The organism is Photorhabdus luminescens subsp. luminescens, from assembly GCF_001083805.1.
In the GTDB taxonomy this organism is placed as follows: domain Bacteria; phylum Pseudomonadota; class Gammaproteobacteria; order Enterobacterales; family Enterobacteriaceae; genus Photorhabdus; species Photorhabdus luminescens.
Genome location: NZ_JXSK01000002.1, coordinates 366315 through 380497, shown reverse-complemented (window position 1 = coordinate 380497; position 14183 = coordinate 366315). Strand labels below are relative to the sequence as shown.

The 14183-nt window shown below is 45.6% G+C and carries 13 protein-coding genes; 4 read left to right on the top strand and 9 right to left on the bottom strand.

The window, feature by feature from the left end:
• The first annotated feature begins 71 nt into the window (after window positions 1-71).
• Window positions 72-239 carry an AbrB/MazE/SpoVT family DNA-binding domain-containing protein gene (locus TI10_RS06620; protein WP_080985000.1) on the top strand — a complete coding sequence of 56 codons (168 nt, stop codon included), beginning with the start codon at window positions 72-74 and terminating at the stop codon, window positions 237-239.
• Between the two features lie 90 nt (window positions 240-329).
• On the opposite strand, the gene copA is transcribed toward TI10_RS06620, so the two are convergent.
• The gene (gene copA, locus TI10_RS06615) at window positions 330-3065 is read right to left on the bottom strand and encodes a copper-exporting P-type ATPase CopA (RefSeq protein ID WP_049582530.1); all 2736 of its coding nucleotides are present in this window, start codon (window positions 3063-3065) and stop codon (window positions 330-332) included.
• A gap of 141 nt (window positions 3066-3206) precedes the next feature.
• Between copA and cueR the strand changes: the two genes are divergently transcribed.
• Window positions 3207-3608 (top strand): Cu(I)-responsive transcriptional regulator, encoded by a 402-nt coding sequence (gene cueR, locus TI10_RS06610; RefSeq protein WP_049582528.1) that lies wholly within the window; start codon window positions 3207-3209, stop codon window positions 3606-3608.
• Here the strand turns inward: cueR and TI10_RS06605 are convergent.
• The 5 genes from TI10_RS06605 to tesA form a co-directional block, all read right to left on the bottom strand.
• Window positions 3602-4057 carry an NfeD family protein gene (locus tag TI10_RS06605; RefSeq protein WP_049582527.1) on the bottom strand — a complete coding sequence of 152 codons (456 nt, stop codon included), beginning with the start codon at window positions 4055-4057 and terminating at the stop codon, window positions 3602-3604. The genes cueR and TI10_RS06605 overlap by 7 nt on opposite strands.
• Window positions 4058-4059: 2 nt before the next feature.
• Window positions 4060-4980: an SPFH domain-containing protein gene (locus TI10_RS06600; protein WP_036775200.1), complete on the bottom strand. Its 921-nt coding sequence runs from the start codon at window positions 4978-4980 to the stop codon at window positions 4060-4062.
• 24 nt (window positions 4981-5004) lie between these two features.
• On the bottom strand, window positions 5005-5862 hold the full coding sequence (locus TI10_RS06595) for a co-chaperone YbbN (protein ID WP_049582525.1): 858 nt from the start codon (window positions 5860-5862) through the stop codon (window positions 5005-5007).
• Between the two features lie 68 nt (window positions 5863-5930).
• A complete protein-coding gene (locus tag TI10_RS06590) occupies window positions 5931-6716 on the bottom strand; it encodes an SDR family oxidoreductase (RefSeq protein ID WP_049582524.1) in 786 nt (261 codons plus the stop codon).
• Window positions 6717-6766: 50 nt separating this feature from the next.
• The gene (tesA, locus tag TI10_RS06585) at window positions 6767-7399 is read right to left on the bottom strand and encodes a multifunctional acyl-CoA thioesterase I/protease I/lysophospholipase L1 (RefSeq protein WP_175445325.1); all 633 of its coding nucleotides are present in this window, start codon (window positions 7397-7399) and stop codon (window positions 6767-6769) included.
• On the opposite strand from tesA, the gene ybbA reads away from it, so the two are divergent.
• Both ybbA and ybbP read left to right on the top strand, forming a co-directional pair.
• Window positions 7370-8056, top strand: coding sequence for a putative ABC transporter ATP-binding protein YbbA (ybbA, locus tag TI10_RS06580; protein ID WP_049582523.1), 687 nt, complete (start codon window positions 7370-7372; stop codon window positions 8054-8056). The genes tesA and ybbA overlap by 30 nt on opposite strands.
• Entirely contained in the window at window positions 8053-10485 is a 2433-nt protein-coding gene (ybbP, locus tag TI10_RS06575) for a putative ABC transporter permease subunit YbbP (RefSeq protein WP_049582522.1), read from the top strand. The genes ybbA and ybbP overlap by 4 nt, the downstream gene beginning before the upstream one ends.
• A gap of 90 nt (window positions 10486-10575) precedes the next feature.
• On the opposite strand, the gene TI10_RS06570 is transcribed toward ybbP, so the two are convergent.
• The 3 genes from TI10_RS06570 to TI10_RS06560 form a co-directional block, all read right to left on the bottom strand.
• Window positions 10576-11631 carry an LLM class flavin-dependent oxidoreductase gene (locus TI10_RS06570; protein WP_049582521.1) on the bottom strand — a complete coding sequence of 352 codons (1056 nt, stop codon included), beginning with the start codon at window positions 11629-11631 and terminating at the stop codon, window positions 10576-10578.
• A 65-nt stretch (window positions 11632-11696) separates the two neighbouring features.
• On the bottom strand, window positions 11697-12971 hold the full coding sequence (locus TI10_RS06565) for an MFS transporter (protein WP_049582520.1): 1275 nt from the start codon (window positions 12969-12971) through the stop codon (window positions 11697-11699).
• Window positions 12972-13026: 55 nt separating this feature from the next.
• On the bottom strand, window positions 13027-13914 hold the full coding sequence (locus TI10_RS06560; RefSeq protein ID WP_244161533.1) for an outer membrane protein OmpK: 888 nt from the start codon (window positions 13912-13914) through the stop codon (window positions 13027-13029).
• Window positions 13915-14183 lie beyond the last annotated feature (269 nt).

Here is a 14183-nt window from a genome sequence, read left to right as displayed (position 1 = left end):
TACTTCAGGCTAATATTATAGCTGTACTTCTGCTGTACCTTTATTTATTTCCATAGAATTGGAGATTTGCAGTGGCATCTATCTATGAACTTGCAACATTGAATTCCAAAGGTCAGATAACGATACCTAGGTCTATCCGCCAGGCATTAGGCATTGATACAGGTAGTAAGCTGGCCTTTGAGTTGCGTAATGGTAATGTTAACGTCAAGTTGTTAAGCGCTTTGGCCGTTAATTTGTGAATTAGAATGGGGGAAATGTAGAGTGCGATGATCAATACCGCATTTTTACAATCCCCCCAACAGCGCCAAAGCAGATTCATTTCTTGAGGTTTAGGATTTAGGCTTAAACCTCAGTAATCGATTAGCATTACTCACTACCGTAATTGAAGAGAGCGCCATTGCTGCACCTGCTACCACCGGATCTAACAGGGTTCCGGTAAAGGGATAGAGCACACCGGCTGCAATGGGAATCCCCAACGAGTTGTAGATAAATGCGCCCAATAGGTTCTGTTTCATATTGCGTAGAGTGCCTTTGGACAGTTCAACCGCATCGGCCACACCGTGTAGACTGTGGCGCATCAGTGTTATTGCGGCGGTTTCAATGGCGATATCACTACCACCTCCCATTGCAATGCCCACATCAGCTTGTGCTAGAGCAGGGGCATCGTTAATACCATCCCCCACCATAGCAACCTTGCGACCTGCTGCCTGTAGTTTTTGAATCGCCTCAGCTTTACCATCAGGCAATACACCCGCAATCACTTGATCAATACCTGCTTCTTTTGCAATCGCATTGGCAGTCACCGGGTTGTCACCGGTTAGCATCACTAAACGGTAACCTTGGTGATGTAATCGTTTCAATGCAGTAATCGTATCTTCACGTAGTGGGTCACGAATTGATAGCACTGCCGCAACTTTCCCTCCTGCGGCCAGAATAACTGGTGTGATGCCTTGTTCTGCTTGTTGCGCAATCAGTGGTTTTAATTCCTGCGTATCAACTTGATTTTGTTCTAGCCATGCTTGATTACCTAGCAACAGTGTTGTGCCATTCACTTCACCACTAATACCGAGTCCAGCTAGAGTGCGGAATTGTTCAACTTGTGGCAACGTCAGTCCTGCGGTTTTGGCAAGAATGGCTTTAGCCAATGGATGGTTAGAACCTTGTTCCAGTGCGCCAGCCCAACGTAAAGCCTCTTGTTCACTATACCCATTGAAAGTATGGATATCAGTCACTTGAGGCATACCTTCCGTCAGCGTACCGGTTTTATCGAAAACAATGGTATCCAATGCGCTAGCTTGTTGCAGTGCATCAGCGTCCCGAACCAGTACCCCAAATTCTGCCGCTCGGCCGACACCAGAGATAATTGACATCGGGGTTGCCAACCCAAGGGCGCAGGGACAGGCAATAATCAATACGGTAGTAATAATGACCAATGAATACATGATTTGTGGCGCTGGCCCCACTAAATACCAGATAGCACCGGCAATCAGGGCAATGGCGACAACAACGGGAACAAATACGGCGGAGATTTTATCTGCTAATTGACCAATTTCGGGCTTACTACTTTGTGCCTGACGGACCAGTTTAATAATTCGAGCTAATGTTGTCTGACTGCCAACTGCGGCAGCAGTAAACAGCACTGTACCGTCTTGCACCGTCGTACCGGCATGAATGTTATCGCCTTTGGATTTTTGCTGTGGAATTGGCTCACCGGTGAGCATTGCCTCATCTACCCAAATTTCACCTTGAATAATTTCACCATCAACGGGGATACGATCACCGGTTGTCAGACGTAACGTCATGCCGGGTTTGACATCCGCCAGTCGCATCTCTTTTTCGCCATCTTCTGTCACCACACGGGCAGTCGGTGGTGTCAGATCTAGCAAACGCTCCAGTGCTTTTGAAGAACGCTGACGGGCACGCTGTTCTAGAGCATGACCCAGGTTGATCAGACCAATAATCATCGCGCTGGCTTCATAATAGAGATGTCGGGCTGGTGGTGGAAACGCATCCGGCCATAGGTTGACACTGATGGAGTAAAGCCATGCTGCGCCTGTTCCCAATGCCACTAATGTGTCCATTGTGGCACTGCCGTTTTTCAGGCTTTGCCACGCACTGCGATAGAAGTGACCACCGGCAAAAATCATCACAGCCAGCGTGATAACGCCGATAGTCAACCAGATAGTATGGTTTTCAGGTGTGAGCATCATATTATCGCCGATCATGCCCCACACCATCACGGGAATACCGACGACCAATGCTAATGCTGACTGCCAACGAAAACGACGCATATTAGCGTCAGAAACTTGTTGCTGGCGTTCACGCCGCTCAGTTTCGTCCTGAATCAGTTCTGCGCCATACCCTGCTTTTTCTACCGCTTTAATCAGTGCCTCTGGTGAAGCACTGCCGGTAATTAAAGCGCTGCGTTCAGCAAGATTCACTCTGGCATTTTCCACGCCAGCAACACCTTGTAATGCTTTCTGAACTTTATTCACGCAACTGGCACAAGTCATGCCGTCCAACAGCAACTGGATGCTCTCATCGCTATCACTCACAACGGAGACGTCAGTTTTTTCGACCGGAACAGAGGAGGTTGCCGCTGCCAAAGGTTCCGGTCTGTTTGAGGCAGATAATGTCAGCGGCTCAGATTTTGGGCAATTTTGACTGGAACTCAGTTTTGCGTGATACCCCGCCTGTTCAACGGCGGCAATCAACGTATCAACATTGGCTTTACCATAAACTTTAGCCGTTTCAGTATTCACATCTGCGGCGATAACGCCATCTACGGCTTCCAGCGCTTTACGTGTCGTACCTGCGCAATGCATGCAACTCAGGCCGGAGAGTGTCAGTTCAACATCAGGTCGGTTGGCGATTATCGCGTCGTAACCGGCAGCTTTAATTGTTTCAATTAATGATTCAGCAGAGGCTTCGCCGGTTATTTTGGCATAATCAATCGTAATATCTGCCTGTTCCACATCTGTACGATCGCCTAGCGCTTTTTTCACACGATTCACACAGTGCATACAGGAGAGACCCTGCAAGGCTAAAATAGTTGTGTATGACATAAAAAACTCCTAACACATAGTGATGTAATTATTCTTCACACCTGTGTGATAATTAGTGATGAATATCTACACAGTTCAAGTGAGTTTCTGACTTGTTGCGAAGGTTAAACCTTCCTGCAAGGGTAAGGTCAAGGGGAAAAAATGAACATCAGTGAGGTTGCCCAAAAAACCGGTCTTACCAGCAAAGCTATCCGGTTTTATGAAGAAAAGGATCTGATTACACCGCCGGAAAGGGGGGATAACGGCTACCGTTATTATCAGCAGAAACATATTGAGGAATTAACGCTGTTGCGTCAGGCGAAACAGGTCGGTTTTACGCTTGATGAGTGCCGTGAATTCTTAGTGCTATTTCGCAACCCCAATCGTCACAGCGCTGATGTAAAAGCGGCGACATTACATAAAGCGGCTGAAATAGAAAAGGCGATTGAAGAGTTGCAGAAAATGAGAAGTAAATTGTTATCTTTAGCGGAAGAGTGCCCTGGAGATGATGGGGCTGCATGCCCCATCATCGATCATTTATCAGGTTGTTGCTCTCATCACTGAGAACTGACTGGCTTTACTTTCAGGGTGATGCCATCAACAGCGATCACTTCTACTTCGGTATTGGCGGGTAGTTCACTATCACAGTGAACCCGCCAGCTTCCATCAGCCAGTTTGACCCGGCTGTAGCCATTTTCGGTATCAGTAATCAGCTTGGCCCGAATACCGATGAGTTGGTGATCTTTCTGGTTTAGAGCATCGCTGCCTTTTGACGGGCGGCGACGTAACCAGTAGCGCCATAGCATTGCAGAAAGCAGCGTCAGAGTGGCAAACAAAACGCCTTGCCATTCCCAATCTATTCCTGGTAACAGCCAGGTGATAAACGCAACAACGATAGCGGCTATCCCCGTCCATAACAGATAGCCGCCAGTTCCCAGAAGCTCTGCAATTAACAGTAAGCCGCCAAAAGAGAACCAGAGCCAGGGTGTTTGAGCCGCAATCTGTGCAATCATGGTTATTTACCTTTTTTGCTTTCGCCAATCAATTCAGTAATACCGCCAATCGCACCCATCAGATTGCTCGCTTCCAGAGGCATCATAATGACTTTGCTGTTATCGGAGGCGCCGATACTGGTCAGTGCATCCGTATATTTCTGGGCAACAAAGTAGTTAATTGCCTGCATGTTGCCGTCAGCAATCGCATCGGACACCATTTTAGTTGCGCGAGCTTCCGCTTCGGCGGCACGTTCACGTGCTTCTGCCTGGAGAAATGCCGATTGACGTTCCCCTTCCGCTTTCAGAATTTGAGACTGCTTTTCGCCTTCTGCTTTCAGAATAGCCGCTTGACGGATACCTTCCGCTTCCAGAATATCAGCACGTTTTGTACGTTCTGCTTTCATCTGGGCGTTCATGGCAGAGATCAACTCTTTTGGTGGACGCACATCACGGATTTCAATACGGGTAATTTTCACCCCCCACGGGTTAGTGGCTTCATCAACAATATGCAATAGACGACTGTTGATAGAATCACGCTGTGACAGCATTTCATCCAGTTCCATTGAACCCAAAACGGTACGGAAGTTGGTCATTGTCAGATTGATGATGGAGAGTTCAAGGTTGCTGACTTCATAAGCAGCCCGAACAGGATCGACAACCTGAATGAAGCAGACTGCATCAATGGTAACATTGGCGTTATCGCGGGAAATTACCTCCTGTGAAGGAATATCCAACACTTGTTCCATCATATTAATTTTACGGCCAATGCGATCGATAAAAGGGACGATAATATGCAAACCCGGTAATAAAGTTCGGGTATAACGGCCGAAACGTTCTACCGTCCATTGATAGCCTTGCGGCACTGTTTTTACGCAAGTAAAGACAATAACCACGGCAATGAAGATCAGAATAGGTACGGCACCAAAAGCGAATAAATCCATAACAATTCCTTACAATTAAATAAATCAGTAAAGCAGCGAATAAACCTGGCGACGGTATTTCGAAGCCAGAGTATTACTGGTCCCCATTGCAGACATAATATCCATCATAGTTTTCCGTACTGCGCCGTTGGCAGCAGAAAGGTCCTTTTTCAGGAAGCTGAGTAATAATTCCAGAGCTTCTTCATTACGGCTAACTTCGTGCAGTTTTAGCGCGAGCTTAACAGCCAGCTCTGCATTTTCCGGTTGAATGGCGAACTCTTGTTGCAATTGTTGGATCTCTGGTGTATCCGCCGCTTGCTTTTGTAACTCAATTTGAGCCAGTAAACTATGATAATGGGTATCTTGATCCTGTAATGGAATAAGACTCAGAATTTCCTGGGCTTCTGCTATATTATTGAGCATAATTTGCACTTCGGTCAACATAAGTGCAATTCCACTGTTTTTGGGCGCTAATTGCCAGGCTTCCTTCAATAGCGGTAGCGCTTCCTGATGTTTTCCTTCGGCGATAAGCTCCTCAGCCTGAGCGGCTTTCAACTCTTCCGGTTTCGGTAATACACGAGCAAGCATCTCTCTAATAACGTTTTCAGGTTGTGGCCCTTGAAAACCATCTACGGGTTGACCTTGTTGCATAATATAAACCGTAGGAATGGCGCGTAAGCCAAACTGTGCAGCGACCATTTGCTCTTTATCGCAATCCACTTTTGCCAATATAAATTGATTTGCATATTCGGCGGCCAGTTTATCCAGCGTTATGCCTAATTCCTGACAATGAGGGCTACGTTCAGACCAAAAATAAAATAAAACAGGCACAGTCATAGACTGCTCAACGGTTTGATGCAGGTTGCTTTCGTTAACATTAATTCCAATAGAAGTTGGTAACATATAATTAGTCTCTTAAATTTGGTTGTCGCAGGGTATGATTAAATAGATTGAGGTTATTTTCTTAACTTTCAAGTTGTACCACTCTGTTTACTCAGTATTTTATCCATTACTCTTCCTGGCAAAATCCGGCGCATAATCGTGACTGCGTGGGTTATCCAAGTTACTGGATAACGTAATTTGGGGTTCGGGCTTTCCAGAGCATGAATCAGTTTGCGCACAACGGCTTCGGGGGTTAGGGTAAAATGGCGGGCGATCCTAGGGTTTCTGACCGGTTTATCGCTTTGCGTTTGATTCACGTTTTCTGTAAAACGTGTTTTTATCGGGCCAGGGACAATCAGACAAGCTTTAATTCCTGTTCCGGCTAATTCCATTCTCAACGCATCTGACCATGCTTCCAAGGCATATTTACTGGCAGAGTAAGCACCGCGGCCTGGGGTTGAAATCAATCCCATCACTGAACTGGTTTGGATAATACGGCCTTCGCCATGAAGTTGCATTGCAGGAAGTAATAAGCAGGTAAGTTGATGTGTACCAAATAGATTGGTAGAGAATTGTCGTTCCAGTTGTTCACGACTGATAGTATTCAGCGGGCCATAAATACCAAATCCGCCATTATTAAACAGTCCGTAAAGACGGCCATTGGTTAGCCTGATGACCTCGGCGGCGGCGCGCTCGACACTCATTTTGTCATCAAGATCCAATTCGATAGGTTCCAGTCCTAACTCGCGCATATGCTGTAAATCTGCGGGTTTCCGGCAGGCTGCTAATACTCGGTAGCCCCGCTGATGTAGTGTTTTGGCCGCCACCAGACCAATTCCACTGGAACAGCCTGTGATAAGAACTGACTTTTGCATAACTTTACCTGCTTATAGACATCAATTTGTTGAAACTACTAGTTTACTACTTAAGAATAATTAAGATGTGCTGATAGTGTGTCAGACATCCAATCGGCGATAAATGGTTGGGCTGCCAGATTAGGATGTAATCCATCTTGTTGCACCCACTCCGGTTTAATAGCGACTTGCTCCATATAAAACGGCAGCAGGGGAATTTGGTTATGTTCTGCCAGTTTGGGGTAAATCTTGGCAAAAGATTCCGTATAACGGCGTCCATAATTTGGCGGCAGACGGATTTGCATCAATAAAGGCTGAATATTGGCTTGTTTCACTAAAGTAATGATCTGTTGCAGATCTTGTTCTGTTTGTTGTGGGGGAAAACCGCGTAGTCCATCGTTGGCGCCCAGTTCTATCAGTACCCAACGGGGTTTATGTTGTTTAAGTAATTCAGGTAGCCGCTCAAGGCCCTGAGCGGCGGTGTTACCGCTAATGCTACCGTTGATGACCGTGATTTTATTACCGGATTTCCGCCACTTTTTTTCCATCAAAGCAGGCCATGACTGCTCAATAGGCAAATGGTAACCGGCACTAAGGCTATCACCGAGAATCAGAAGGGTATCAGCCGCAGTCGCTCTGGCGCCAAATAGCATCACTAATAAAAGGAAAAGTAAATGGTAACGGGGAGTATTCTTGAAGTTCAGCATCTTAGTAAGTACGTTGGTCAGGGAGAAAATAAGATCACTATATTGCAGGGAGTCGAGTTGGTTGTCGAGCCTGCACAGACTATCGCTTTGGTGGGAGAATCGGGTTCGGGTAAATCCACATTGCTTGGCATTATTGCCGGGTTAGATGATGGCAGTGACGGCGAAGTGCGGCTGCTGGGGCATAATTTAAGCCAGATGAATGAAGAGCAGCGAGCGCAACTACGGGCTGAAAATGTCGGCTTTGTCTTTCAGTCATTTATGTTAATTCCGACGTTAAATGCATTGGAGAATGTCCAACTTCCTGCTTTATTACGTGGCGAGTCTGAAAATAATAGCAAGAAACAGGCGGTTGAATTGCTTGAACAACTGGGATTGGGGAAGCGTTTGAAACATATGCCGGCGCAACTTTCTGGCGGTGAGCAACAGAGAGTGGCATTGGCGCGGGCATTTAGCAGCCAACCCAAAATTTTGTTTGCTGATGAGCCGACAGGTAATCTGGATCGGCAAACCGGTGATCGTATTGCTGATTTACTGTTTTCTCTGAATCGTGATTATGCCACAACGTTAATTTTGGTCACTCATGACAGCCAGCTTGCTGCCTGTTGTCAACGTTGTTTGCGGTTGGTTGATGGTAAATTGAGGGAAGAAAAATGATTTGGCGTTGGTTTTGGCGCGAATGGCGTACTCCTGCTTTACTGATCGTCTGGATATCTCTTACCTTGGCGGTAGCTTGTGTGCTGGCTTTGGGAAGGATAAGCGATCGCATTGATCAAAGTGTGCATTACCAAAGTCGGGATTTTTTGGCGGGGGATTTAGTCCTGCGTGCTGCTTATCCGGTAGATGATGCGTGGTTACAGCAGGCGAAAAAACTGGGATTAAAATTGAGTCGCCAGCTCTCTTTCACCACCATGACTTATGCTGGGGATATTCCGCAACTTGCTAATGTAAAAGCGGCGGACCATGACTATCCATTGTATGGGGAGTTGGAAACCCATCCGCCGGGTTTGAAAGCGGAAAAAGGCACCGTGCTGGTCGCGCCTCGTTTGCTGGAATTGTTGAAAATCAAAGTGGGGGATAATCTCGATGTGGGTGATGCCACACTTAAGGTGAGCGGAGAATTAATTCAGGAACCTGACAGTGGTTTCAATCCCTTTCAGATTGCGCCAAGGATTTTGATTAATCTTGATGATGCGCAATCTACCGGGGCGATTCAGCCCGGTAGTCGTCTAACTTATCGTTATATGTTTTCTGGTGATAAAGAAGCGGTTTATCAGTATCAACAGCTCATTGATCCCCAACTTAAAGCGGATCAGCGTTGGTATACCTTGAAACAGGATAGTGGAGCGCTGGCAAAATCTATTGAAAGGGCGCAGCAATTCTTGTTGTTATCGGCTTTGCTGACATTATTACTCGCTGTCGCCGCGGTAGCGGTATCAATGACTCACTACTGCCGTAGCCGCCATGATTTGATTGCTGTGCTTAAAACACTTGGCGCAGGGCGTTGGACGTTGCGTAAATGGGTGATTGGGCAATGGCTAGTGATACTTATTGCAGCGGCGCTGGTGGGGACACTTCTGGGATTGATGTTTGAACATCTGCTCGTGCAGATTTTGGCGCCTATGTTGCCGAAGACGTTACCGGTAGCAGGATTTTGGCCGTGGATCTGGGCGTTAGGCGCGTTATCTATTATCGCCTTACTGGTGGGAATCCGGCCGTACAAGCAGTTAATGGCGACCCAACCATCGCGGGTGTTGCGTGATGATGTTATTGCGCCTGTTTGGCCGTTGCGCTATTACCTGCCGTTAGCGGTATTGGTAGTCATTGGCGGGCTGAGTCTGTTGGTTGGAACCAAGCCTATGTTATGGGCGTTACTGGCTGGCATGGTGATGGTTGCGCTATTACTGGCGGTGTTTGGTTGGGGAGGATTATGGTTATTACGCCATCTGAAACTCCGCCAACTTAGTTTTCGTTTAGCGGTTAATCGACTATTGCGGCAGCCGTTTCAGACAGTAGCTCAATTGGCGGCTTTCTCTTTATCATTTATGTTATTTGCTTTATTGCTGGTGGTCAGGGGGGACTTGCTTGATCGTTGGCAGCAGCAATTGCCGCCGGATAGCCCAAACTATTTTCTGATTAATATGACTGGACAGCAAATTCCACCAGTAGAACATTTGCTGGCTCAATATCAGGTCAAACCTTCGGCATTCTACCCCGTGGTATTGGCCCGCTTGACGGAAATTAATGGTCAGTCAGCTATTGCGTGGGCAGAAGCCAGAGAATCGGATAGCAACACGGTACAGCGGGAATTGAATCTGACATGGAAAGAGGAATTACCCCCATTTAATACCCTGATGGAGGGCCATTGGCCGCCAAAAGCAGATGAGGTTTCTATTGAGCAGGGGCTTGCTGAGCGTCTGGCGATCAAAATCGGCGATAAGCTAACATTTAGTGGCGATACGCAGCAATTCAGCGCCATAGTTAGCAGTATTCGACGGGTGGATTGGGAAAGTTTGCGGCCAAATTTCTTGTTTATTTTCCCGAAACAAGCATTGGAAAATCAGCAGCAAACCTGGCTGACCAGTTTCCATTATGAGGGCGAGGGGCACCTTCTGACGGATCTCAATCGTCAGTTTCCAACTTTGAGCTTGCTTGATACTGGCGCGATGATTAAGCAAATTCAGGGTATTTTGCAACAGGTAAGTAAGGCATTGGAGGTCATGGTGGGGTTGGTCATGGTCTGTGGCGCATTACTGTTATTGGCACAGGTTCAGGTGGGGATGTATCAACGGCAACTTGAACTGGTGGTTTACCGTACTTTGGGAGCCAGTAAGCAGTTACTACGTCGTACACTTTGGTATGAATTTGCTTTGCTTGGACTAATGGCGGGTTTTACTGCGGCGCTTGGCGCTGAAGTTGCTCTTTGGTTGTTGCAGACCAAGGTATTTGATTTTCCGTGGCAGCCAGAATGGCAGATGTGGCTGTTACTACCAATAATCAGTAGCTTGTTACTTTCATTGTGTGGGAGTTGGTTGGGGATCTGGTTATTACGGGGTACGGGATTACACCGACGGGTTCAGGGTTAAAAGGGTAATATTTGCAGACATTCAGGGAATGGGTAAGCTCGTCAAGATGTGGTGAACCCATTCCCAGGCTTATTGGCCTATTATTGTTGTTTAGGTAAATTCTGCCCTAAGTTGCGGCAAGATTTTCTCACCGAAAGTGGTTAACCCCTTAACATAATCAGGGAAGATCAACATAACCCCATCCAGTTCGCATTCACGCAATAAATCTGACAATTGTTTGCGGCACGTTTCCGGGTTGCCAATAGCTGTGTGGGTCATAAAGGCATTTTGGGATCTTTCAACCATCGCATTGCTTTTTTCGCCAACATCAACGCCAAAACTGTGCATCATGCTTTTAACGGCGTCTATATCTAGGCCATCACGATAGAACTCAGCCAGCGTTTCAGCTTCTTCATCTGTTTCGGCGCAGATAATCGTACACATACAAAAGGTTTTGGTGGTTGTACCGTATTCGGCTGCCAGACGTTTAGCCATCAGACTGATTTGGCGCGTTTCTTCTTCATCTTTACCACCAATGAAACATACATCGGTGTTACGCACACTAAAACGCAGCCCACATTCTGATTGACCGGCACAAACCAAATAAGGGCGCGGAACGGAAACAGGTTTAGGTTCAGAAACACAATTCTTGAAATTAAAGTAATCTCCTTGATGATTAACCTGCTTCTCACTCCAAAGCCGTTTGATCAATTGGGTCCACTCTTCGGTCATTGCGTAACGTTGATCGTGATCTAAATTGCTATCCCATTCCCCCATCTGTTCAAATTCGTCTTTGAAGGAGCCAGAGACAATATTCAGCCCGGCGCGTCCATGACTAATTTGGTCCAGTGTCGCGATCATTTTGGCTGTCACGGCGGGATTATGCAGCCCGGCATGCATGGTTGCGATAAGTCGGGCATGATGAGTGACTTCGGCAATGCCAGCCATCATCGTAACCGATTCCAGCGAACAGCCCCAATGTTCCGTTTCGCCGCCAAAACCTCGCCATTTGCTCATGGACATAATGAAATCCAAGCCAATTTGATCAGCCAGAATAGCCGCTTCACGGTTTTGCTGATAGGAAGCATCGAGTGGGGGGGTATTTTTAGAAATAATCCATCCACCTTTTGCTATGGGTAGAAATACACCGAATTCTTTCTTTGCCATATTAATTCCTTGTTTGCCTGTTATAAGTATAAGGAATGCCTTTTTAGGCTATTTTATTTTTAAATTTAGTTAAGCAAAGTGTTGTTGTCAGAATGTTTCTGCACTATTTGTAGTGGTGGTTGCATCATAAATGTGACGATCAGAATGGTAAACACCGGTACGGCAATAATGAGAAATGCCGGTGTAAAGCTACCTGAGTAATCCTTAATGGCTCCCACCAGGAAAGGTGCGAAACATGCGATAGTGGAGATCAAATTCATCACTGAGAACAATTCCAAGTAGGGCGTGCGGCCAAAATAATTGAACAGCAATATGCTGGATGCCAGAAAGGTCATGCCATAACCGATACCGATACACAAAGTGAACAGGATTAAAAATGTCCATGAGGCGGCGACGCTGAGTGCGATAAGGCCGCAGATAATTATCGACAGGCTGCCGATAAGCAGTTTTTTGGGATCGAGCCATTCACCAACAGCGCCTCCGGCAAATCGTGAGAATGCGTTGATAAAAGCCAAAATACTGAGCGAGGAAGCAGCGACAGATTCACTGAATCCATTTTCAGTAATATGAGCGACGGCAAAACTATTAACGGTTATCCCGCACAGTAAAAAAGAGGTATAAGCGGCTGCAATGGCATAAAATTGCCAGGTGTGCAGCGCTTGCCGGACATTCCATATTTCCTTGGTACGATAGATACTGGAAGGGAGTTGATCTTGTTGATTTTTGCTAATTCTTTCCGCGTGGGCGTTTTCCTTTTTACCTTCGCGCATAAACAAAATGGTTAATAAACTAATCAGGGTGAGTGATATCCCGGAAATTGCCCAGTGCATACGCCAGTTTTCCCAGAATACTGTTGCCAGGAAATAGATCCACGGACCGACCACGCCCCCTAATCCACCGATGGTGAAATAGATACCAAAGGCCAGCGATTGTTTTTTAAAAAGTCGGCTAATGACATAAGTGCCGGGAACCGTAGCCATAAGACTAAAGCCGATGCCTAATAATGTGGTACCGGTAAAATAGGCCGCGATACTGTGGGTGTTGTAGAGGATATAAAAACTGGTGATAAAGGTGAGCATACCGATCAATAAAGTGGCACGGACACCGGTACGACGAATAAATATCGCTGGAAGATAACTGGACAGCCCACATGACAAGCCGAGTAAAGTGAAGCCCAAACCGGCATCAGTCCAACTCCAATGTAATTCTTTGATCATGCTAGGCAACACAACGCCTAACGAGGTAAATGTGGTTGCGGTGATCAGAAAGTAAATTAAACCCAAAAGTATCAGTAGGAGCCACTGATAGGTACGTCCGAACTGGTCATGTTGAGTGGGCATCTTGACTCCATCAGGATAAAGGCGATTAAAAAATTTCTGATATTTTATTCAGATATCAGAAAAAACTGTACCGAATAGAGATCCCGTAGCTAAATTGATCGGTTCGGTAATAAGGTGTATCCCTTATTTTATATTTATTTTTTATGGGATTCAGAACAATGCCAATCCATAAATGACCGGGTTGATGACCAAGGGATTTTCCTAAATCATAGTGCAATTCTGGTTTGAAATCGATAGTTTCAGGCTGTCCGTGTAAACCTAATGTATAATCAAAAGTGCCGACAACCCGGAAATCACCTAAACGGTTATTGAAGGGAATTCCGTAGTCGATATGGATTCGCTGATCATTCCAGCTTCCTTTGGCATTATTCTCAAAATAAAAAATTGTCCGTAACCAGCTAATCCAGCTAGCTTGCCAGTCAATACTGATACCGGGGAAATAGTCGTAATCTATCCCCTTAGTTTTGGCAACCCATTGAGCGAATAAAATATCTTTTACTGGCCCAAAAGAGAGGTCATTACCAGTGACTTTACTCAAGCTTACTCTGGGGACAAATTTATAATAGTAGGTACTCTTATCACCTTGATAATCACTTTGCAGCGAGTTTTGCCAAATACTATAGACGTACATATCGCCGATACTGTAGTCGCCGAAAGCCTCTAAAATTGGTGAAATCGTTTTTTGAGGATCGACCTGATTTTCAAATTGCATATACAGGCTGGTATCAATAGATTGAAAATTAACAAAATTGCTGGCTTGAGCTTGATTGATTGCCAGCAGCGATAATAGCATTGCCGGTAATCCGTTTTTCTTCAATCTGGTATCGAACCAATGTCGGACTATTGCCAGATAAGTAGCACAAGAAAATGGAAAAGAGCGCTTGGAAGTGACAAAATTCGGTGGACAACTTTTTGTGTTGCGGGTTTTTAAGGCAAGTAACACGAAGGTTCCCCTTCTCATACAGTATCAGGCTGATGGTAGCTAACATTGATCTAATAAGGTAGTTTTGTCAAAGGGAGATTTGGTTTTATTGATAAAGGAATAGAAAAATAAAATTGTTTTAACCTTAAGTCATTTTTCCATGTTATTAAGATATTGATTGTTTAATTAGCAATAGATCTTTGCTTTAATTTTATGTTGTGGATTTGAAGGCATATTGTTAATTAATTTGAGTTTATAATGATAAGTTAATCTTATTATTATATTATCCA